21 protein-coding genes are annotated in these 21,636 nt (G+C 61.9%); 4 read left to right on the forward strand and 17 right to left on the reverse strand.

Going from position 1 to position 21,636, the window contains the following annotated elements:
* Position 1: 1 nt before the first annotated feature.
* The 3 genes from secF to yajC all read right to left on the reverse strand — a co-directional run bounded on the left by secF (position 2) and on the right by yajC (position 3,014).
* The gene (secF, locus tag NGM99_RS19730; RefSeq protein WP_252822159.1) at positions 2 to 985 is read right to left on the reverse strand and encodes a protein translocase subunit SecF; all 984 of its coding nucleotides are present in this window, start codon (positions 983 to 985) and stop codon (positions 2 to 4) included.
* A 22-nt stretch (positions 986 to 1,007) separates the two neighbouring features.
* Positions 1,008 to 2,615 (reverse strand): protein translocase subunit SecD, encoded by a 1,608-nt coding sequence (gene secD, locus NGM99_RS19735; protein ID WP_252822161.1) that lies wholly within the window; start codon positions 2,613 to 2,615, stop codon positions 1,008 to 1,010.
* 63 nt (positions 2,616 to 2,678) lie between these two features.
* Positions 2,679 to 3,014: a preprotein translocase subunit YajC gene (gene yajC / locus NGM99_RS19740; protein WP_252822163.1), complete on the reverse strand. Its 336-nt coding sequence runs from the start codon at positions 3,012 to 3,014 to the stop codon at positions 2,679 to 2,681.
* A gap of 155 nt (positions 3,015 to 3,169) precedes the next feature.
* On the opposite strand from yajC, the gene NGM99_RS19745 reads away from it, so the two are divergent.
* Complete coding sequence (locus tag NGM99_RS19745) at positions 3,170 to 4,054, forward strand: ATP-binding protein (protein ID WP_252822165.1); 885 nt, start codon at positions 3,170 to 3,172, stop codon at positions 4,052 to 4,054.
* Here NGM99_RS19745 and NGM99_RS19750 read toward each other — a convergent pair whose 3' ends face one another.
* The 13 genes from NGM99_RS19750 to NGM99_RS19810 all read right to left on the reverse strand — a co-directional run bounded on the left by NGM99_RS19750 (position 4,055) and on the right by NGM99_RS19810 (position 19,220).
* Entirely contained in the window at positions 4,055 to 5,206 is a 1,152-nt protein-coding gene (locus tag NGM99_RS19750; RefSeq protein ID WP_252822167.1) for a M23 family metallopeptidase, read from the reverse strand.
* Between the two features lie 85 nt (positions 5,207 to 5,291).
* Positions 5,292 to 5,948 (reverse strand): protein-L-isoaspartate(D-aspartate) O-methyltransferase, encoded by a 657-nt coding sequence (locus NGM99_RS19755; RefSeq protein WP_252822169.1) that lies wholly within the window; start codon positions 5,946 to 5,948, stop codon positions 5,292 to 5,294.
* Entirely contained in the window at positions 5,945 to 6,703 is a 759-nt protein-coding gene (gene surE, locus NGM99_RS19760) for a 5'/3'-nucleotidase SurE (RefSeq protein WP_252822171.1), read from the reverse strand. The genes NGM99_RS19755 and surE overlap by 4 nt, the downstream gene beginning before the upstream one ends.
* Positions 6,704 to 6,712: 9 nt before the next feature.
* Positions 6,713 to 8,017, reverse strand: a complete 1,305-nt coding sequence (gene serS, locus NGM99_RS19765; protein ID WP_252822173.1) for a serine--tRNA ligase — start codon at positions 8,015 to 8,017, stop codon at positions 6,713 to 6,715.
* A 57-nt stretch (positions 8,018 to 8,074) separates the two neighbouring features.
* A complete protein-coding gene (gene tatC, locus NGM99_RS19770; RefSeq protein WP_435371467.1) occupies positions 8,075 to 8,950 on the reverse strand; it encodes a twin-arginine translocase subunit TatC in 876 nt (291 codons plus the stop codon).
* Between the two features lie 11 nt (positions 8,951 to 8,961).
* Positions 8,962 to 9,549 (reverse strand): Sec-independent protein translocase protein TatB, encoded by a 588-nt coding sequence (tatB, locus tag NGM99_RS19775; protein WP_252822177.1) that lies wholly within the window; start codon positions 9,547 to 9,549, stop codon positions 8,962 to 8,964.
* A gap of 26 nt (positions 9,550 to 9,575) precedes the next feature.
* Positions 9,576 to 9,803 carry a twin-arginine translocase TatA/TatE family subunit gene (locus tag NGM99_RS19780; protein ID WP_252822179.1) on the reverse strand — a complete coding sequence of 76 codons (228 nt, stop codon included), beginning with the start codon at positions 9,801 to 9,803 and terminating at the stop codon, positions 9,576 to 9,578.
* Positions 9,804 to 9,960: 157 nt separating this feature from the next.
* On the reverse strand, positions 9,961 to 10,662 hold the full coding sequence (gene scpB, locus NGM99_RS19785; RefSeq protein WP_435371461.1) for an SMC-Scp complex subunit ScpB: 702 nt from the start codon (positions 10,660 to 10,662) through the stop codon (positions 9,961 to 9,963).
* Positions 10,659 to 11,465: a segregation and condensation protein A gene (locus tag NGM99_RS19790; RefSeq protein ID WP_252822181.1), complete on the reverse strand. Its 807-nt coding sequence runs from the start codon at positions 11,463 to 11,465 to the stop codon at positions 10,659 to 10,661. Before NGM99_RS19790 ends, scpB begins: the two co-directional genes overlap by 4 nt.
* Position 11,466: 1 nt before the next feature.
* A complete protein-coding gene (gene nagZ / locus NGM99_RS19795) occupies positions 11,467 to 12,486 on the reverse strand; it encodes a beta-N-acetylhexosaminidase (protein ID WP_252822182.1) in 1,020 nt (339 codons plus the stop codon).
* A gap of 82 nt (positions 12,487 to 12,568) precedes the next feature.
* Positions 12,569 to 15,565 (reverse strand): SPOR domain-containing protein, encoded by a 2,997-nt coding sequence (locus NGM99_RS21835; RefSeq protein ID WP_252822184.1) that lies wholly within the window; start codon positions 15,563 to 15,565, stop codon positions 12,569 to 12,571.
* 614 nt (positions 15,566 to 16,179) lie between these two features.
* Positions 16,180 to 17,937, reverse strand: a complete 1,758-nt coding sequence (gene argS, locus NGM99_RS19805; protein ID WP_252822186.1) for an arginine--tRNA ligase — start codon at positions 17,935 to 17,937, stop codon at positions 16,180 to 16,182.
* Positions 17,938 to 17,999: 62 nt separating this feature from the next.
* Positions 18,000 to 19,220 carry a deoxyguanosinetriphosphate triphosphohydrolase gene (locus tag NGM99_RS19810; protein WP_435371462.1) on the reverse strand — a complete coding sequence of 407 codons (1,221 nt, stop codon included), beginning with the start codon at positions 19,218 to 19,220 and terminating at the stop codon, positions 18,000 to 18,002.
* Positions 19,221 to 19,348: 128 nt separating this feature from the next.
* Here NGM99_RS19810 and erpA point away from each other — a divergent pair, with 128 nt between their 5' ends.
* From erpA to NGM99_RS19825, 3 genes are all read left to right on the forward strand, one after another.
* The gene (erpA, locus tag NGM99_RS19815) at positions 19,349 to 19,696 is read left to right on the forward strand and encodes an iron-sulfur cluster insertion protein ErpA (protein WP_252822188.1); all 348 of its coding nucleotides are present in this window, start codon (positions 19,349 to 19,351) and stop codon (positions 19,694 to 19,696) included.
* A gap of 2 nt (positions 19,697 to 19,698) precedes the next feature.
* Positions 19,699 to 20,484, forward strand: coding sequence for an exodeoxyribonuclease III (gene xth, locus NGM99_RS19820; protein ID WP_252822190.1), 786 nt, complete (start codon positions 19,699 to 19,701; stop codon positions 20,482 to 20,484).
* A gap of 63 nt (positions 20,485 to 20,547) precedes the next feature.
* Complete coding sequence (locus NGM99_RS19825) at positions 20,548 to 20,769, forward strand: DUF3072 domain-containing protein (protein WP_252822191.1); 222 nt, start codon at positions 20,548 to 20,550, stop codon at positions 20,767 to 20,769.
* Between the two features lie 37 nt (positions 20,770 to 20,806).
* Here the strand turns inward: NGM99_RS19825 and NGM99_RS19830 are convergent, their stop codons facing one another.
* A complete protein-coding gene (locus NGM99_RS19830; protein WP_252822193.1) occupies positions 20,807 to 21,628 on the reverse strand; it encodes a tetratricopeptide repeat protein in 822 nt (273 codons plus the stop codon).
* Between the last annotated feature and the right edge of the window lie 8 nt (positions 21,629 to 21,636).

A 21,636-nucleotide genomic window follows, 5' to 3' on the forward strand; every position in this document is an offset into this window, starting at 1 on the left:
GTCAGCCGCGCGGTGCGGGCGTCGGCACGGCGCCGGGCTTGCTGGCCGAGCCGCCCTTCACCGCAGGCTTCACGGCCGCGTCCGTTTTTTCAGGTCGGAGGTTGAAGTAAATCAGGATCGGGCCGCCGATGAAGATCGAGGACGCGGTGGCGACGACGATGCCCCAGATCATGGAGGCCGTGAAGGAACGCACGACCGGACCGCCGAAGAGATAGAGCGAAACGAGCGCGAGCAGGATCGTCAGCGAGGTCATGATCGTGCGCGCGAGCGTCTGGTTGGTCGCGAGGTCGATCACGTCCGACATCGGCATCTGCTTGTAGCGGCGCAGGATCTCGCGGATACGGTCGAAGATGACGACCGTGTCGTTGAGCGAATAGCCGATCACGGTGAGGATAGCCGCCAAGCTCTGCAGGTTGAAGTCGATCTGCGTGAGGGCGAAGAAGCCGATCATCAGGATCGCATCGTGAACCAGCGTGGCGACGGCTGCTAGGCCGAACTGCCATTCGAAGCGGATCCAGATATAGGCCATGATGCCGGCGATGGTGAACAGCACCGCAAGCGTGCCGGTCCATGCCAGTTCACCCGACACGCGCGGGCCGACGACTTCTACGCGACGATAATCGTAATCGGTCTCCCCCAGCGCGGCGCGAACCTTCTGAACGACCTGCTGCTGGGCCTCATCCCCGCCCGGCTGCGTGGCGACGCGAATCAGCACTTCATTGGAATTGCCGATAGACTGGATCTGCACTTCGCCCAGCTCGAGCGCATCGAGTTTGGAGCGCACCTCGGCGATGTCGATCGGCTGCGAGTGGCCGCCGACCTCCATGACAGTGCCGCCCTTGAAGTCGATGCCCGAATTCACGCCGACCGTGAAGAAAAGCGCGAAGGACACGACGATGAGCAGCAGCGAGATCGGCGTGCGTACCTTGGCCCACTTCATGAATGGGTAAGTGGTGCCGTCTGGAACGAGACGAAGAGGCTTCATGGATTAAGCTCGCTTATCCGGCTCAGAGCGGAATGGTCTTCGGACGGCTGTAGCGTGCCCAGGAGGCGACGATCAGGCGCGTCACGAGATAGGAGGTGAAAAGCGTCGAAACGATGCCGATCGCCATGGTGACGGCAAAGCCACGCACCGGTCCGGAGCCCAGCCAGAACAGCGCGATGGCCGCGATCAGTGCCGTCAGGTGCGAATCGATGATGGTGGCGAAGGCACGGCGGAAGCCGGCATCGAGTGCCTGGATGACGGATTTGCCCTCCATTCGCTCTTCCCGGATACGTTCATAGATCAGCACGTTGGCATCAACCGCCATGCCCATGGTGAGCACGATACCCGCGATACCCGGCAGCGTCAGCGTCGCTTGCATGGCAGTCAGGATGCCGATCATCAGCGCATTGTTCGCGATCAGCGCGATATCGGCAAAGAAGCCGAGAAGCCCATAGCAGAGAATCATGAAAACCGCGATGGCAACGGTCGCGACCACACAGGCGATGATGCCCGCTCGGATCGAGTCGGCACCCAGGCTCGGCCCGATGGTGCGCTCTTCTACGACCGTCAGCTTGGCCGGCAGCGAACCGGCGCGCAGGAGAATCGCGAGATCGTTCGCAGTCTGTGCGGTGAAAGATCCGCTGATCTGACCCGAACCGCCAAGAATGGGCTCGCGGATGACGGGTGCGGAAATCACCTTCTCATCGAGCACGATCGCGAAAGGCTTGCCGACATTCTGCTGCGTGACGCGGCCGAACTTCTGCGCGCCGCTGGAATTCAGACGGAAAGAAACGAGCGGCTCGTTGGTGCGCTGATCGAATGAGGCTTGCGCATCGGCGAGATCGTCGCCGGTCAGAAGCGGAGCGGCATCGACAAAATAAGTCTGCGCCGGATTTTCCTGCGACACGAAAGGCAAGGAGTTTGGCGGACGGCTGGTCTGCGCCTGTGCGGTCGCAACCTGGCTCTGGACCAGGTGGAAGGTGAGCTGTGCCGTCTGGCCGACGAGGTTCTTGAGGCGCGCAGGATCGCCGAGGCCCGGCACTTCGACCAGAATGCGGTCCTGGCCCTGGCGCTGGATCGACGGCTCGACAGTGCCGAGCTGGTTGATGCGGCGCTCGATGACTTCGATCGACTGGCTGACGATCTGGGAAACGCGCTGGTTCAGGCCTGCCTCGGATGCAGCGAGATTGACCACGCCGTCATTGGAGATGTTCAGATCGAATTCCTCGACACCGCCACCACCAAGCAAACTGCCCGAGAGCGGGTTGCGCAGCGGAGTGAGACGTTGGCGGGCCAATTCAACCTGCGAGGCATCGCGTAACCGGAGTTGCACGCCATTCGGTGTTTCGCGCAGGTTGGAATAGCCGATGCGCGGCTCCTGTAGGAGAGCACCGCGCACTTCACCAGAAAGGCTGCGCAGACGCTTCTGCAGGTAATCCTGCCGATCAACCTCATAAAGAAGATAGACGCCACCCTGAAGATCAAGACCGAGCACCATCTGGTGCTTGGGCAGCCAGTTCGGCAAACGGTCGAGCGTTTCCCTGGAGAAGAAATTGGGCAGGCAAAGCAGAACGCCCAGCGCGATCACGGCCCAGATGCCGAGCGTCTTCCAGCGCGAAAAGTGAAGCATAGGTGTTCCGTAAGCTCGGGCTCGGGGCCAACTGTGTATTCGGCCCCTCGACGGTCAAAGTGTTTATTTCGGGGCGTTCTGGTTGGCGACCGGTTCGCCCTTTACGCGCACATCGGCAATCGTCGAGCGCAACGCGGTGACTTTCGCGCCGCCGAGATCGACTTCAAGCTCTGCATCGTTGATCACCTTGGTGACCTTTCCGACAAGCCCGCCCCCAGTCACAACCGTGTCACCACGGCGGATCGCCGCCAGCATTTCGCCGCGCTTCTTTAACTGCGTGCGCTGCGGGCGGATGATCAGGAAATACATGATCACGAAGATCAGAACGAATGGCAGGATGGAGATCAAGGCATCAGGCGTCACGCCCCCGGTTTGAGCATAGGCGGGCGTCACGAACATGAAGTGTCTCCAAGTGTCAGGATGATGGGGCGGCGACTCTTAAGCGAGCAATCTGCCGCGAAATTGCGCGGAATATAGTGACTCGAAGGTTCAATGCAACTGCGCGTGTCTCCTGCACTTCCACGCTTGCACAAGCCTTGCTAGGGCTCGCACCCATGTCGGATCATTCGCAAGCCACCACCGGCGACATCGCCGCCCTTCTCGAACGCATCGCGCTGGCCCTGGAACGCTCCGCGCCACCGCGTCATGCGACGCCCGATTTCGAAGCAGCGGAGGCGTTCGTGTGGGAACCGGCGCACAATGCCTTGCAACCGGTGCCGCGCGTCAATCGGGTCGAGATCGGGTTGATCCGGGGTGTGGATCGTGTGCGCGACATTCTGATCGACAACACGAACCGCTTCGCGCGGGGCCTGCCGGCCAATAATGTGCTGCTGTGGGGCGCACGAGGCATGGGCAAGTCTTCTCTGGTGAAGGCAGCGCACAAGACGTCGAGCGAGGCGGTCGAAGATGGGCGGGGCCTGAAGCTTGTCGAGATCCATCGCGAGGATATCGACACCCTTCCCGCGCTGATGGCTCTGATCAAGCCAGCGCCCTTCCGCTTTATTTTGTTCTGTGACGATCTTTCATTCGACCACGACGATACGTCCTACAAGTCGCTCAAGGCAGCGCTGGATGGTGGCATCGAGGGAAGGCCGGAGAATGTGGTGTTCTATGCCACCTCGAACAGACGACATCTCCTGCCGCGCGACATGATGGAAAACGAGCGCTCGACGGCAATCAATCCATCGGAAGCGGTCGAGGAAAAGGTCTCGCTCTCGGACCGCTTCGGGCTGTGGCTCGGCTTTCACAAATGCAGCCAGGACGATTACTTGGCGATGGTGGACGGCTATGTCGCCTATCATGGCCTGCAGGCGGAGACCGAGGCGCTGCATCGCGATGCCCTGGAATGGGCAACCACGCGGGGAGCGCGCTCCGGCCGCGTGGCTTGGCAGTTCATTCAGGATCTGGCGGGGCGGCTTGGAAAGCCGCTCCGGGACTGATTATTCCAGGAAGCCCGAGGGGTTAACCGGTGCGGAGTTCTTACGCACCTCGAAGTGAAGCTTGGGCGAGTCGGTCGAGCCGCTGGCGCCCGAGAGCGCGATGTCCTGGCCGCGCGACACCTTTTCACCGCGCTTCACCTTGATCTCGCTGGCATGGCCGTAGACCGTGACAAGGCCGTTCTCATGTCGAACCAGAACGGTGTTGCCGAACTCCTTGAGACCGTCGCCGGCATAGATCACGACGCCGTTCTCGGCGGCCTTGACCGGCGTTCCCTCCGGTACCGCGATGTCGATGCCGTCGCTCGACTTGCCACCCGATGTGCCATAGGTGCGCACCACGCGACCGCGAACGGGCCAGCGCATCTTGCCGATGCCGGTGGCGCCCGGCGCTTCGGTCTTGTCGCTGTCGACATCCTGAAGTGTCTTGGTGGGCGCAGCGGCCGGCGGCGTATACGCGACGGGCTTGGCTTCGGTAGCTGCCGGAGCAATAGGGGCAGCCTTTGGCGCCTCGACGGCAGCGACTGCCTGCGGCTTGGCCGATGTCGCCGATCCCTGCGGGATCACCAGCGTCTGGCCGACGCGTAGCGGCTTGCCGTGCATGTCGTTGGCCGTGCGGATAGCATCCGCGGTGGTGCCGGTCTTCTGCGCAATCTTGTTGATGGTGTCACCGCTCACGACCACGTAGCCACCCGCGGGAGCCGCCTTTGGCGCTTCCACGACGACTGTCGGCTTGGCAGGCGCTGGCTTGGGCATCGGCGCAGGCTTCACCATCGCGACCTGCTGGACCTTGGGCTGCGCGGGCGTGGCAACCGCGGTCTGCTCACGGGCCTGAACGCGCTGGGTCATGGGAGCAGCGGAAGCGGTGGCCGTCGGAGCCGAAAGCTCGCTGCGCGACACGGGCGAATTGCTCACCGGCGCCATGGCGCTGCGCTGGACCTGGCCGGATGGCGCCGGCGGCAGCGAGGAAACGGCGTTCGCCGTCTGCTGCTGCTGGCCGGCATCCGACTTGGTGGAGGAGGTGAAGAGATTGTCGATCCCGTCACCGAAGCGCGAAACCGTGGAGGAGCAACCCGCCGCCGTGCTGCACAGCAAAAGCAGCGCCGCACCCTTGGCGATGTGTGTGAAGTTTTTCCGCGAAACCTTGAACTGCATGACGCCGACCCGACCGTCCGATAATGGTCAGATTAGAGCGTGTTAATCTTACTGCCGGGTTAAACGCAGCAACTTTTCGGCAAATTCAAAGGAAAGCGGCGGCGCCGCGCATCATCGGCTGGAGACGCACGGGCGCGATCTCTTCTTTGTCGAAGCGGCTGCCCACCTTGTTGAGTTTTGTCAGCATCTGGACGCCATCGCCGGGCCCGACCGGCGCGATCATCTGGCCGTGGGTGGCGAGCTGCTCGACAAAGGCGCGGGGCAGGTTTTCGAACGAGGACCAGATCACGATGCGGTCGAAAGGCCCCTCACCCGGCTTGGCGCCTTGCGAGCCGTCGCCATGAACGATCTGAACATTGCCAATGCCCAAGCCTTCGACCCGTGTCTTGGCGCTGTCGGCCAACTTGCGCCAGCGCTCGATCGAATGGACGCGCGAGGCGAGCCGGCCCATGACGGCAGCCGTATAGCCGGTGCCCGAGCCGACCTCGAGCACACGATGGCCGGGCTCGATGGCAAGATGCGCAATGACCAGCGCCTGCAGATCGGGAGTTTCGGTGGCCTCGCCGCAATCGATCGGCAGCATGCGCTCCGCCCAAGCCAGATGGGCGAACTTTTCGGGCAGGAAAGCGCGGCGGGCGACCGATTCGAAGGCGGCTATGAGGTTCTTGGGCGTCAGGCCCTGCGCGCGGAGACGAAGAAGAAATGCGGCGAAACCTTCGCGCTCGGCCACCGCCTCATTCATGAAAGCGCCTTTGCGAGGCGGTCGCGCGAGCCGTGCGCGGTCATGTCGAGCTGCAAGGGTGTGACCGACACGAAGCGATTCTGTACTGCGTGGAGGTCGGAGCCCTCGTTGATCTCTTCTTCCTTGCGGTTGAAGCGCAGCCAGAAATACGGAAACCCGCGTCCGTCCCTGCGTTTATCGACGCCCAGCCCGTGCGCGATCTTGCCCTGTGTCGTGACACGTGTCCCGCGCACTTCGTCCGGCTTGCAGTTCGGGAAGTTGATGTTGAGAAGAATGCCCGGATCCCAGCCAGCTTTGAGCAGCTTTTCCAAGAGCTTCGGTGCCAACGCCTCGGCCGTCTCATACGGTACGACGCGCTCTTCGTCCTCGTAGGTGTAGGCTTGGCTGAGCGCCACTGAGCGGATGTCGAGCATCGTGCCTTCAATCGCGCCCGCAACCGTGCCGGAATAGCTCACATCATCGGCGACGTTGGAGCCGGAATTGACGCCGGACAGGATAAGATCCGGCGGCTCGGGCAGGATGTGGCGCACCCCCATGATGACGCAATCTGTGGGAGTACCGCGGATGGCGAAGTGGGTCTCATCAATCATGCGCATGCGCAACGGTTCAGAAATCGTCAGCGAGTGCGCGAAACCGGACTGATCATTCTCAGGCGCCACCACCCACACATCGTCCGAGAGCGTACGGGCGATGCGCTCAAGCGAACGCAGGCCCTCCGCATGGATGCCATCGTCATTGGTCAGAAGAATGCGCAAAAGGGCTTCTCAGTCTCTCGCGATACGATCAAGCCCGCCCATATAGGGTCGCAACACTTCAGGAATAGTTATTCCGCCCTCAGCGTCCTGATAGTTTTCCATGACGGCGATCAGCGCACGCCCGACCGCCACGCCCGAACCGTTGAGCGTATGGACGAATCGCGTGCCCTTCTCATCCGTCGGACGATAGCGCGCGTCCATGCGGCGGGCCTGGAAGTCGCCACAGACCGAGCAGGACGAGATTTCGCGATAGGCATTCTGGCCGGGCAGCCACACTTCGATGTCATGCGTCTTGCGCGCGCCGAAGCCCATGTCGCCGGTGCAAAGCACGACCGTGCGGAAGGCGAGGCCGAGGCGCTTCAGCACTTCTTCCGCGCAGGCCGTCATACGTTCGTGCTCCTCGAGCGACGTGTCAGCGTCGGTGATCGATACCAGTTCCACCTTGTCGAACTGATGCTGGCGCAGCATACCGCGCGTGTCGCGACCGGCCGACCCGGCTTCCGAGCGGAAGCAGGGCGTGAGTGCCGTCATACGTATGGGGAGCTGATCGTGAGACACGATTTCTTCCCGCACAAGATTGGTGAGCGGCACTTCAGAGGTCGGAATCAGCGCCACGCGGCTGCCGGCATGAGGCGCGAAAAAGAGGTCTTCCTCGAATTTCGGCAACTGGCCCGTGCCGAACAGCGCGTCATCGCGGACGAGCAGCGGCGGCTGAACCTCGATGTAGCCATGTTCGGTCGTGTGCAGGTCGAGCATGAACTGGCCGAGCGCACGTTCGAGCCGCGCAAGCTTGCCGCGCAAGACCGTGAAGCGCGAGCCGGAAAGCTTCGCGGCGCGCTCGAAATCCATCATGCCGAGCGCCTCGCCCAGCTCCCAATGTTCCTTCGGCTCGAAGTTCATGCGCGGACGCTCGCCGACAGTGCGAAGTTCGACATTGTCGGCCTCGCTCTTGCCCTGCGGCACATCATCGAGCGGAATGTTGGGCAGAACTGCAAGCGCATGTTCCAGCTCGGCATCCAGGCGGCGCTCTTCGGCCTCGCCGTTCTGGATGAAGCCCTTGATCTCGCCGACCTCCGCTTTCAGCTCTTCTGCGCGCGCGGCGTTGCCCGCACGCATGGCATTGCCGATCTCCTTAGACGCCGCATTGCGGCGCTCCTGCGCTTCCTGCAGCTGATGCAGATGGAGGCGGCGGGCCTCGTCTCGGGCGATAACGTCATCGAGCGTGGACTGGGCCGAAGCGTTGGAATGTCCGCGCCGTTCCAGCGCACGAACGAGAGTCTCAGGGTTTTCACGAATCCACTTGATGTCGAGCATGGGAAGGTCGGACCATTTACGCAGTCGGGGCGGTCCGCCCTTCAGGTCGTGCGCGGGTCAGGCCGGCGTGCTGCCGGTTCCCTCGCCGTGGGCCGCGGCGGAACGAAGGGCTGCTTCCTCGGCCTTTTCCGCCGCCTCGCGCGCCAAGCGCTCCTTTTCGCGATCCCGCTCGATCATCCGGGCGGTCCAGATCGAAATCTCGTAGAGAATGATCGTTGGAACGGCAAGGCCGATCTGGCTGATCGGATCGGGTGGGGTCAGGACCGCAGCCGCGATAAAAGCAAAGACGATCGCGTATTTGCGTTTGCTCTTCAGCCCGTCCGACGACAGAAGTTCGACCCGCGCCATCAGCGTGGTCACGACCGGCAGCTGAAAAACCAGACCGAACGAGAAGATCAGCGTCATGATGAGGCTGAGATATTCCGAGACCTTCGGCAGTAGCGAGATCTCAACATCCTGACCCGGACCGACCTGCTGCATCGACAGGAAGAACCACATCACCATCGGCGTGAAGAAGAAATAGACCAGCGCCGCGCCCAAGAGAAACAGCAGAGGCGATGCGATCAGGAATGGCAAAAACGCCCGGCGCTCATTCTTGTAGAGGCCCGGCGCGACGAATTTGTAGATCTGCGAGGCAATCAGCGGAAATGCGATCACCAAGCCGCCGAACATACCGAGCTTGATCTGCGTGAAGAAGAATTCCTGAGGTGCCGTGTAGATCAACTGCACCTTGTGCTGGCCCAGCCCTGCCCAATCGACCGCCCATTTGAAGGGTATGACCAGCAGGTTGAAAAGCTGCTTGGCGAAAAAGAAGCAGACAAGAAAGGCCACGAAGAAGCCCCCGATCGACCAGATCAGGCGACGGCGCAACTCGATCAGGTGCTCGATCAGGGGTGCGGAAGACTTTTCGATTTCGTCGTCTTCGCTGCGGATCACCGGCGCGTTCAAGTCCGGGCTTCCTCATGCTTGGGCGCCGGCACGTTGGACACCGGCTCGATTTCAACGGAAGCGGCAGGGTTCGCAGTCAACGGAGCGACGCCTTCCGATGCTGCTACGCGATCTGCAACATCCGATGGCTGGACGACGGTGGCGAGGGGCGATGCGGATACCGCTTGATCATTCGCAGGAATTGCAGGCTGTTCGGAAGCGGGACGCTCGACGGTTCCGGTCTTGAGCGGCTCCGCGGCATGGACCTCTGTGGAAGCCGGCCCCGGCTGCGCCGGTCTCGGCTTCATCACGTTATCTACGCCGGAACGCACATCCTGCGCGGCCTGTTCGAATGAAGTCAGATGCTTGCGCACGGTGGTACGTGGGTCGAAGCCCCGAATCTGATCGATCGACTGTTTCACATCGTCCAACTCCGCCTCATTCAAAGCTTCGTCGAACTGCTTTCGGAAATCGCCCGCCATGGCGCGGAACTTAGCAGTGGTGCGCCCGAACTGCCGAAGCATGTGAGGCAAATCCTTCGGACCGACGACCACGATCAAAACGACCGCGATCACCAGCATTTCCGACCAGCCGACCTCGAACATGATGCGCCTCGGACCTTACGGGCGGATCAGCCCTTGGAAACCGTGTCGTTCGGACGGATCACGGGTTCATCGGCGCGGTGATCAACCGTGCGGCGATCAGCGACCACCGTCTCGTCGTCGTCTGCCATACCCTTTTTGAAGCTCTTGATGCCCTTGGCCATGTCGCCCATCAGCTCAGGAATCTTGCCGCGGCCGAAGAGAAGCAGCACGACCACGAGGACGATAAGCCAGTGCCAGATCGAGAAAGAGCCCATTGGAGGTTCCTCCAGAGTTACAGTCGGGCTTCATCTATGCGGTTTCAGCCCATGATTCAAACACAACAGAGCACTCATCACAGAGAGTTAGCCAGATATTTTCTGAGTTTGGCGGCAATGCGCCGCAGCTTCGACTTCGCTAAAAATTGGCAGTCGGCTACTCGACACCACCTTTGGGCGCCAGAAGGCCGAGCTCTTCAAGATCGATGTCAGTGAGCGCATCCTCGTCCGGTGCGAGAAGGTCGATGTCGCCGGATGGGATGGGGACCGTGAAATGGCTGGGCAGGCGCGGCGACAAGAGCCCTGCCCCCTTGAGCTCGTCGGCGCCCGGCAGATCGCCAAGTCCCTCGAGGCCGAACTGGTCGAGAAATGCTGGCGTGGTCCCGTAGGTGACGGGACGACCAGGCGCACGGCGCCGCCCGCGTAGGCGAACCCATTCGGTTTCCAGCAGCAGGTCCAGCGTGCCCTTGGACGTTTCCACGCCGCGGATCTCTTCGATCTCCGCGCGGGTGACCGGCTGATGATAGGCGATGATCGCGAGCACTTCCAAGGCCGCGCGGGAAAGCTTGCGTGGATGCGAGGCATCACGTGCGAGAAGCAGCCGTAGGTCGGGCGCCGTACGGAAGGCCCATGCTTCGCCGACGCGCACGAGATTGACGCCGCGATGCTCGTAGAGGCGGTGAAGCTCGGCCATGACGGCGGGCAGATCGGTACTCCTCGGCATCCGGTCGGCGAGTTCCGCATCAGCAATCGGCTCGGCACTGGCGAAGACAAGAGCCTCGGCCATGCGGACATGGGCACCGCTGACCTGGGAATTGTCAGCCTCAAAAAGCGGCGGAGTCTGATTAATGGTGGTCATTTCACAAGTCTGAGTTTGGGTCGGGACCGGGCGCTTCGCATCATGATCGGCTGAAACGCCTCTTCCTGCCGCACCTCCACTATCCCTTCGCGCACTAGTTCAAGGCTCGCCGCGAAAGAGCTCGCGCGCGCCGAGCGCCGTTCTTCCGGCGGACAGGCGAACTGGAGAAGAAAATGATCCAGTTCCATCCAATCCGATTCGCGGCCAAGCAGACGCGTAAGAAGCTCCCTCGCCTCCTTGAGCGCCCAGACCGAACGCTTGGCAATGCGCACTTCGGTGACCGCACGTCGCTGGCGCTGCACGGCATAGGCCGTGAGGAGATCGAAGAGCGACGCCTTGTAGGCTGTTTTCGGAGAGGCGATGGCAATGTCGGGTGCACCGCGAGGAAAAACGTCGCGGCCAAGCTGCCGACGTTCCATCAGGCGTTGAGCGGCAAGGCGCATGGCTTCGAGGCGCTGCAGGCGGAACTGCAAGACGGCGGCCATCTCCTCGCCGCCCTCGCCTTCGGGTTCCATCTTGGCGGGCATCAGCAGCCGCGATTTGAGGAAAGCGAGCCATGCGGCCATCACGAGGTAGTCGGCAGCAAGCTCGATGCGAAGCTCCCGCGCGTTCGAAATGAAATCGAGATACTGGTCGACGAGTGCCACGATCGAGATACGGGCGAGATCGACCTTTTGCCGACGGGATAGATGGAGGAGAAGGTCGAGCGGGCCTTCGAAGCCATCGACATCCACCACCAGCGCATCCGTATCAGCGTCGTCACGCGGCGGCTCGCTCCAGTCCTCGGGCGGCGTCTCGCTCAACTCAGGCAACCGCTTCGAAATGTTGGGCGAACTCGGCGCGGGCGTCCGCCTCGGCGATGCCGTCGCCGGCATGCGCGAGATCGAGTACGCGCTGGGCGCGTTCGAGAGAGCGGCCGGCAAGCTCGCATGTCTTCGACGCGATGCCGGCCATCTCCTCCATTACGCCGTTGCAGTGAAGAACGATGTCACAACCGGCGTCGAGAATACGCTCTGCCTTCTCCGGAAACGTGCCTTCGAGCGCTTTCATCGAGGTATCATCGCTGATGAGCAGGCCGTCGAAGCCGATCGCGCCACGAACCACATCTGCAATCACCGTCCGCGACGTAGTCGCCGGGCGAGTCGGGTCGATGGCCGAATAGATCACATGCGCAGTCATCGCCATAGGAAGGTCGTGCAGCGCCTTGAAAGGCGCCCAGTCATGCGCTTCGAGTTCGGCCCGCGTGGCATCGACGGTGGGAAGTGCGAGATGCGTGTCGGCGAAAGCTCGCCCGTGGCCGGGAACATGCTTCATCACGGGCAGCACGCCACCTGCCGTCAACCCCTCGGCGGTGGCACGGCCGAGAGCGATGACGGTCTCGGGGTTTTTGCCATAAGCGCGGCTACCGATCACGTCGTTGGCACCTTCCACAGGCACATCAAGAACCGGCAGGCAGTCGGACGTAATGCCGAGCTTGGCGAGGTCGAAGGCATGCAGGCGGGCGAGCAGCCATGCGGCGCGAAGGCCCGCTTCGCGATCGCACTGAAAGAGCGCGCCGATACTCTGCGCGCTCGGATAGTTCGGCGCGACGGGCGGGCGCAGACGCTGGACCTTGCCACCTTCCTGATCGATGAAGACAGGTGCATCAGCGCGCCCCACACTGTCGCGCATGGCGGCGACGAGGTCGCGGATCTGGTTCGGCTCGCCGATATTACGCGCGAAGAGGATGAAGCCCCACGGCTGCTCGTCGCCGTAGAATGCAATCTCGTCGGGTGACAGGCTCTTGCCAGTCGCGCCCAGAATCATCGCCTTCGTGTCGCTCATGCGCCTTTTTCCGTTTCGTGGCCTTCAAAACAAAGCGGGCGCGACCAAAGCCGCGCCCGTGTAAGTAATCAAGCGGTTTCGTTCACTTGGAAACGAAGCAGGAGCCGCCAGCCGATTTGAGGTTGGTGCAGAGCTGCACGGCTTCGTCACGCGTCTGGGTGGGAACGCGGACGCGGTAGAACGTGCCCTTGCCGGCCACTTCCGCCTTGACGATGTTCACGCCGCGACCGCCGAGGACGCTACCATATTTCTTCGAAAGGCCGTCATAGGTAGACTTTGCCGCCGCCTCGGAAGGCACGGAGGCGAGTTGGATGGCCCACGCGCCCGGAGCGACCGCAGCCACCTGAGTGGGCGCAGTGTTTTCGGCCTGCGCAGGCGCATCGTCTGCTGCAATGGCTGCGATTGAGCCGGTTTGCTCGGCGGACGCCACATTGGCGGCTTGCGACCCTTCCTGCGTGCGCTGGAGAGCGGCGCGCGCGGCGTTGACCGCAGGCTCGACGACCGGCCCTGCCGCAGCCGGCGTATCGTCACCGGCCGGGGCCAAGGTGCCATCGGCCTTCACTACCATGGTCTTCACCTTGTGCGGCGCGATGGCGATGCCCTGATCGGACTGCTCGACGCCCTGATCGGCCATCTGCTCGTCGATACGGTCTTCGCTCTTCTCCATCATCTCGACATCGGGATCGCTGCCATCGAAATCCAGACCTTCGGTGATCGGCTCGTCTGTGCCGGAGTTCAGATCGACCGGTGCCTCGTTAGTAGAGATCAGCGAGGCCTGCTGTTCCTCGGCGGTCTGATCGCCCGAAACACGCTCGTAAACCTTGCTATCCTGATTCGGCACGCTAATGCCCCCGGGGTTCTCGGGGCGCTGCTTGAGCGGTGTCGCATCGGCCTTGATGATGGCCGGCTCGCCGGAGCCGACCACGCCGCCCGAACCGAGCGCAAACCATCCGCCGCCAGCCAGCACCACGCCGCCGATCAGAAGTGCGAGCAGCGTGCCGGGCTTGGGTAGGATCGAACGGCGCTCTTCCGGTTGTTCGTCCTCATAGACGAGTTCGTCGTCATAGTCGTCGTACTGGTCGTCACGCTGCGGTATGGTCCAGGCGGGGTCTTCCTCCAGATCGCCCTGTTGGCTCGCTGCATAGCCATAGCCGCTCGCATATTGCTTGCCTGAATAATCCTGGCCCTGCGGCGCGCGCGGTGCGGTGTCCTGATCGTCCCACGAGGCGCTGTTCTGCTGGTTCGAGCCGGACTGCTGGGAAACGCGGCCATTGTCGCTCATATCGTTGAGAAGTTCCGCGAACTCGTTGTCGAGGTCGTCATACTGCTGCGGCTGAGCGGAGCGCTCCTCGAACTGCATTTCGGGGATGTCCAGATCGTCCGGCAGCGCGACAGGTTGCTCGAACACGCTGACCGTTTCGATTTCAGGCGCGGGCGTGCGGGGCTGCATGGTGGTTCTCATGGCGTCTTCCGTACCCTTGTCGTCGTTCTGGGCGGCTTCGGTATTCTGAGGAGAGGGTGTCGCGGCACTGGCCGAACGGCTAGCGCGATAGCGCGCTGCCATCGCGGCAAGCGCGGCGAAGGGATCGTCATCCACAGGCGCCTTGGCGGGCTCCGGTGCTGGCGGAGTGATCACGGTGCTCTCGGCGCGGACAGGTTCCGGACGGGGAGCCGCGATCGTTTCAGACACATCTTCGACAGGCTCGGGGTCGGTAGCCTCATTTTCGAAGTCAGCTTCCGAAAGCTCGACCTGCTCTTCCTCGTAAGAGGTGTGCGGCGGCTCGACCGGTGCGGTGAAACGCGCGGGTTCCGGCACACGCGGCTCGGTCGCGCGGGACAAAGCGGAGCTTGCGGCGATCGGCGCGGCACCAGCCAACAAGGCGGCCAACTCGTCTTCGAAATCCGGCTCGGACACGGCAGCCTGCGGTTCGGGCGCCGCAGCCAGTTCAGTCTCCGGCTCTCCAATCGCCTCCGCTTGGAGTTCCGGCTCGGGCTCGGGCTCGGATACCGGCTCCGGCCCGGACGCGACTTCAAGTTCCGGCTCCTCGGCATTCGTATCGAAGGCCAGGTCGAAATCAAAATCCTCCGCTTCGATCTCAGGCTGGGAAGCCATGAAGGGCAGAGTGTCAGGCTGCTCAGTTACAAGCGGCTGGTTTCCAATACTGTCGGCCGCCTCCTCAGGATCGAGAGTGACCGGCTGCTCAGGCTCGATTGCCTGATCAACTTTCTCGGCCTGCGCGAGATCGCCGGCGCCAGGCGAGGGAGAAGCCGTTTCGGGTTCACCTTCCGCTTCGAATGTAAAGTCGTCATCTGCAAAGGCGTCGTCGAGATCGAGATTCAGATCTTCCTCGAAGGACGCCGCGAGGGCCGCTTCGATATCCTGCTCGTCGCGCTCCGACGGTTCAGCGGTCGTGCTGACGAGCGGCTCCTGATAGGCCGGAATCTGTGCCTGGAACGCTTCGGAGGAAGGAGCCGAGCCGGTGTCATAGCCACCATGCGGCTCATAGGAACCGTGCTCGGCGTTCACTGTGACCGGCGGGACCGCAGCCAAGGGCTGGGCATCTTCGACAGGCCAATCCTCGAGTTCGATCTCGAAATGCTGGTCGGAAAGCTCGTAGTCCTGCTCATTGGAGTTTGCAGGCGCCTGCGCGGCATATGCCACCGGTTCGCTTTCGGCCGGCCTCACTGCAGCCAGAGCTTCGTCTTCAGCCACGGCTTCACCTTCGAACTCCTGTTCGAAAACCGCTGAGAAATCGTCGTCCTGCGCGAACTCGACGGATTCCTGGGCAGCAAGGTTGAAGTCCGAAACCGCGTCGGGCTCAGATACCAATTCAGGTTCTGCGGCCTGCGGCTGCTCGTTGCCCAATTCGAGCTCAACGCCTGGCTCAGCGCCTCGCACATCCTCGACGGGCGTCGGGGATTCGACAAGGAGTCCCGGTGCCTGCTCGTCGGTCACCAGCTCCGACGCAGCGGTTTCCGCAGTCGGCTCCGAGACGGCGAACTCTTCGTCTTCCTCTTCGTCGTCATCGAGATCGAAGTCATCCAGCGACAGGTCGAAATCCGGCTCGGCTTCAATCACGGTTGTTTCCGCGTGAACCGGCCTATCGTCATCTTCAGTCAGCTCGAAGGCCGATTCGTCGAAATGGAACTCGTCCTCCGCATTCTGACCGCTGGAAACTATCAACTCGCCAGACGAACTCTCGTGAGCGGCGACTGGAGCGCCCTCCCACTCCGCGCCCTCCGAGAAGCTGGGTTCCAGAGACGAGGCTACAGGCGCTGCGGCAAAATGAGACTCTCTGACGCCCTCGTCCTGGAAAGCTGGCTCGCTCGCTACAGGTTCGTATGCTCCGGGCTCTGCGCGTCTTGCTAGGTCGGCGGGTTCAGAAAGATTTGGCGCGAACTCGTCTTCGGCAGTCGCACCCTGCTGCGGTTCCGGCGCATCGCGACCCACCTTCTCGCGTGGATCGAAGCCGATGATGCGCGCGAGATCGGCGAACGGATCCGACTCATCAATGTCGGACGCTCCACCAAATCCATCACGCGGTCGATTTGCCATACTCTTGGTTTCCACACTCGCTTGTCGCTCGGCACCCCATTGTCACCAGCGGGGCTGACTGAGCCCCGCCAGGGACACCAAGATGTCGCGGCTACCAGCGCAATGTGGGCAAAAGGTGACAGGGGTTGCGTGTTGCCTCAGCGCATCTCTTTGGGCGCTTCCGCCCCGATCAACGCCAGCCCGGAGGTCAAGACATCCGAAACCGCCTGCACCAGCCCAAGTCTGGCTACTGTCAATTCTGGTTCGGTAACCTTAACAAAACGTAAGTCGGGTTGGTCGTTGCCCCTGTTCCAGTGTGCATGAAAGGCGCTGGCGAGGTCGTAGAGATAAAATGCCAGACGATGCGGTTCGCGCGAAAGGGCCGCCTGCTCGATCAGACGCGGATATTCCGAGAGCTTGGCGACGAGTGCGAGCTCGCCCGAATCCTCCAACTTGGACACGGCCGCAGCGAGCGTTTCGCGCGATGTGTCGATGGCGCCCATCTGCTCGCGCGCCTGCCGGAAAACCGAATGCGTGCGGGCCGAAGCGTATTGCACGTAGAAGACTGGATTGTCCTTGGACTGCTCGGTCACCTTGGCGAAGTCGAAATCGAGTGGCGCATCGCTCTTGCGGTATAGCATCATGAAGCGGATCGGATCTCGGCCCACCTCCTCCACCACATCGCGCAGCGTCACGAACTCGCCTGCCCGCTTGGACATGCGCACAGGCTCGCCGTTGCGCAGGAGCTTGACGAGCTGACAGAGCAAGACAGAGAGCTCGACCTTGCCGCCGGTGACAGCTTTGGCAAGCGCTTCGAGACGCTTGACGTAACCGCCATGATCGGCGCCCAGAATGAAGATCAGCTCCCCAAAGCCGCGCGAGACCTTGTCCTTGAGATAGGCCACATCTGCCGCGAAATAGGTATAGGAGCCGTCCGACTTGATCAGCGGACGGTCGATGTCGTCGCCGACCTCTGTCGAACGGAACAGCGTCTGCTCGCGGTCCTCCCAGTCCTCGGGCAGTTCCCCCTTGGGCGGCGGGAGCTTGCCCTTGTAGATGTGGCCCGCCAGCGTGAGATCGTTGACCGCTGCACGGATCGCCTTGGCATTATCGGCGTGGAGCGTGCGTTCGGAGAAGAACACCTCGTGATGCACATTGAGGAGCGCGAGGTCTTCGCGGATCATCGCCATCATCGCATTGATGGTGCGATCCTTGACGATCGCGAGAGCGTCATCTTCGGGCCCGTCGAGCAGCGAGCGGCCGAATTCTTTAGCGAGCGCCTGGCCGACCGGCTTAAGATAGTCGCCGGGGTAAAGGCCGGACGGAATCTCGCCTATCTCCTCGCCCAGAGCCTCGCGATAGCGCAGCATGACTGAGCGGCCGAGCACGTCGATCTGCACGCCGGCATCGTTGATGTAGTACTCCTTGGTGACGTCGAAGCCCGCGAAGCCGAGCAGGTTCGCCAGACTGTCGCCGACCACCGCCCCACGGCAATGGCCGACATGCATCGGGCCCGTAGGGTTGGCCGAAACATATTCGACATTGACCTTGCGACCGCCACCGACCGTGGAACGGCCGAAATCTTGTCCCCGCTTGAGAATGCCGGCGAGTTGCAGCTGCCAGAAGCTCGGCGCAAGTCGCAGGTTGACGAAGCCCGGACCAGCAACATCAACGGCGATGACATCAGGTTCGGCGCGCAGGGCTTCGGCGATGCGCTCTGCCAGTGCGCGGGGTGCGGTGCCCACCGGCTTCGCCAGAACCATCGCGGCATTGGTGGCGAGATCGCCATGGCTCGGATCGCGCGGCGGCTCGACGGTGATGCGGCTCAGATCGAGTGTGCCACCATCTTTCGCTTGCAGGTCAAGACTTTGCACGATCCGGCTGATCCGGTCATGGAAGTCGGAAAACAGATTCATTTCGGGCACAACTCCGGCTCGGCCGCGCAGATCATCCGATATCGGACATATCGGCCGCGGGCCTAGCCGAGTTCAGGGGTATGGTCAAACAACCGGCGATGCTCGCGGACGGCGTAGGTATCCGTCATTCCGGCGAGGAAATCGGCGACGTGGCGCGCCTTTACAGCCGGGCCACAATCTATCAGGCCTTCACGCCAGCTTTCCGCCATCGCTTTCGGGTCTTCGAGATAGATGCGAAACAGGTCGCGCAGGATGGTTTCGGCGTTGGCGCGTACGGCCATCACGTCGGGGTGGCGGTAGAGATTGGCGTAGAGGAAGCGCTTCAGCGTGGCCTCCTTCACCGCCATTGCGCCTGAGAAACCGACGATCTGGCGGCCGCAATGGCGGATGTCGTCCGCGCTCTGTGGCCTGATCTCGCGCAAGCGCGTGCCGGCGGTGGTGATCGCATCCTCGACCATGATCGTAATCTGGCGGCGCATCAGCTCGTGGCCAGTGCGCACCGGGTCAAGCGTCGGATAGCGCTCGCGGACGCCACGTAGGATCTCCGCCGTCAGCGGCACCTCTTCCAACATCTCGAGCGAAAGGAATCCGGAGCGCAGGCCATCATCGATGTCATGCGTGTCGTAGGCAATGTCGTCCGCGATCGCCGCGCATTGCGCTTCGAGGCTGGCGAAACAGTCGAGGTCGAGATCGTGCGTGGCCGAGTAATCAAGGATGACCTTGGGCACTGGCTTTTTGCTGACGGCGTTCTTTCCCATCAACGGCCCGTTGTGTTTGACCAGCCCTTCCAGCGTTTCCCAGGAAAGATTCAGCCCATCGAACTCGGCATAGCGGCGCTCGAGCTTGGTAACGACGCGCAGAGCCTGCGCGTTGTGGTCGAAGCCGCCCCAGGGCTTCATCATATCGTCAAGTGCATCTTCGCCCGTATGGCCGAAGGGCGTGTGGCCGAAATCGTGGACAAGCGCCACAGCTTCAGCCAAGTCCTCATCGCCGCAAAGCGCGCGAGCGAGAGCGCGGGCGATCTGTGAGACTTCGATCGTATGCGTCAGCCGCGTACGGAAATGATCGCTCTCATGCGCAATGAAGACCTGGGTCTTGTGCTTGAGGCGGCGAAAGGCGGTGGAATGGATGATGCGGTCGCGGTCGCGCTGGAAGGGTGTGCGGGTTGGGCTTTCAGGCTCCGGCACCAGCCGGCCGCGTGTCTTAGCCGGATCGCAGGCATAGATCGCACGAGGCCGATAGCCGAACCCGATCTCATCCAGCCCGTTCCGATCGTCTTCCAAGGAGATGCCGCAACCCACAACCGGCGCGTCGATTGACTCGCGCGCAACGCATTCATACCTATGGATCAAGGCCCGCTTTGCAAGCGCTGCGTGTTTGCGCGCTCTCGGGCGCTGCCCAGAGGTGGATCATGGAACTTCTTCAGACAGACCCCAAGGGCGTGGCCGTGACAGAGGCTGCTGCCAAGCGCATCGCACGAATCGTCGCCAAGGAGCCCGGCAAGTCCGCCCTGCGCGTTTCCGTGGAAGGTGGCGGCTGCTCAGGCTTTTCTTATAAGTTCGACCTCGTGTCGAACCGCAACGACGATGACATCGCCATTGAGCGCGACGGCGCGACGATCCTCATCGACGATCTATCGCTTGTTTATATGGGCGGCTCTGTGATCGACTTCGTAGACGATCTGATGGGCCAGTCCTTTCAGATCAAGAACCCGAATGCGGTTGCCTCCTGCGGCTGCGGCACGAGCTTCTCGATCTGACCGTGGTCAAGATCGTTTCCTGGAACATCAACGGCGTTCGCGCCCGCATCGACAACCTGCTCGACTGGCTTCGCGAGAGCCAGCCGGACATCGTCTGCCTGCAAGAGATTAAATCCGTCGACGAGCAGTTTCCGCGTACAGACATCGAAGCTTTGGGCTACCATGTCGAGACGCACGGGCAGAAGGGCTTCAACGGCGTCGCGATCCTGTCGAAGCTTAAATTCGATGAGGTCAATCGCGGTTTGACCGGCGACGAGACCGACGAGCAGGCACGCTTCATCGAAGGCGTATTTTCGTCGGAGAGCGGCGCCTTTCGCGTGGTCTCGCTCTATCTGCCGAATGGCAATCCGGTTGGCACAGAGAAGTTTCCCTACAAGCTCGGCTGGATGGCCCGTCTTGAGCTCTGGGCAGCGCAGCGGTTGTCTTTCGAAGAGCCGATCGTGCTGGCGGGCGATTACAATGTGATTCCCCAGCCGGTCGACGCCAAGCACCCGGAGAACTGGGTGAACGATGCCCTCTTCCAGCCGGAATCGCGTCAGTCGTTTCGCCAGCTGGAAGCACTAGGGTTTACGGATGCTGTTCGCGCGACGGACGATGCGCCCGAGACATACACATTCTGGGACTACACCGGTGGCTCCTGGCAGAAGAACAACGGCATCCGCATCGATCATCTGATGCTGTCACCGGAAGCGGCCTCCAAACTCGGAAGCGCTTCAATCGAGAAGCATGTGCGTGGATGGGAGAAGCCCTCGGACCATGTGCCGGTCGCGATTCATCTGAACGTTTGACGGTCGCTGGGAACTGAAATAGGGGCAAGAACATTTAGCGAACAACCAACCGGAGTGTTCGCCATGACAGACGCCCAGCCAAAGACGCAGCCCGAATCGAATGCTGAGAAAGACCCGCAGGATTGGGTCACGGGCGATGAGCCGATGACTGGCGCACAGGCGTCCTATCTTAAGACATTGTGCGAGGAGACCGATACCAAATTCGATGAATCGCTGTCCAAAGGCGATGCGTCAAAGCTGATCGACGAGTTGAAAAACAAATCGCCACGATTGAAGAACGCCTAAGGCGTTTCGCCCAAGCCCCGGTTTTACCGGGGCTTTTTTACTGCTGAACGCCGTTGGCGATAAAATCCTGAGCGAGCGCGATGGCTGTGCGACGGTCGGCCTCATCCGCCTGCGCGAACGCGTCCTCCTGCATGGTGCGGATCCAAGGCTTGTCAGTCTGATCCGCACGTTCGAGCGCAGCAGTCATGAGAGCGAGCCCGCGAACGACCTTGCCGCTTTGGAAGAGCAGGTTGCCGAGCGTCGCCTGAGCGCCAGCATGGCCCTTTTCAGCAGCGAGTTGCAACCAGCGCCCAGCCTGACGGATGCTGGCCTTCATGCCGCCCTCGCCCGATAGGAACATCTTGCCCATTTCGAACTGGGCGTCCGGATTTCGGTAGTTGGCGGCGGCGCGCATGTAATATTCCTGGGCCGCGATCGGATCGGCCTGCACTTTAGAACCAGGAATTCCACGACGCATATAGTCGCCAAGCGCAACGAGAGCATCCGACACGTAAGTTTCGTCCGGGCTACCAGGCTCAACATCCTGATCTGCGATCTCACTGTAGAACTTGAAGGCCTCGATATCGCTCTCACCAACCCCATCGCCCTCCGCGTACATACGCGCGAGCTTCCAGGTGGCACCGATCTGTCCGTTCTCGGCTGCGTAGCGATAGGCCTCGACGGCTTCTTCCTTGTGGCCGTTCTTGTATGCGGAGAAGCCTAGGCGAAACACGTCCCAAGGGCTCGATTTCTTGCCGCCGGACGCATCCTGACTGGTCGATGGCGGGGCAGCATCGAAAACCTTGTCGTCGAAAGCATAAGCAGCGTTCGCGAAGAGCGCGATCGCTGCACATGCAAGGAGGGAGGGTGTAAGGCGCAAGGCGTTAG

Origin of the sequence: Mesorhizobium liriopis (assembly GCF_024053505.1) — a bacterium.
In the GTDB taxonomy this organism is placed as follows: Bacteria; Pseudomonadota; Alphaproteobacteria; order Rhizobiales; family Rhizobiaceae; genus Mesorhizobium_B; species Mesorhizobium_B liriopis.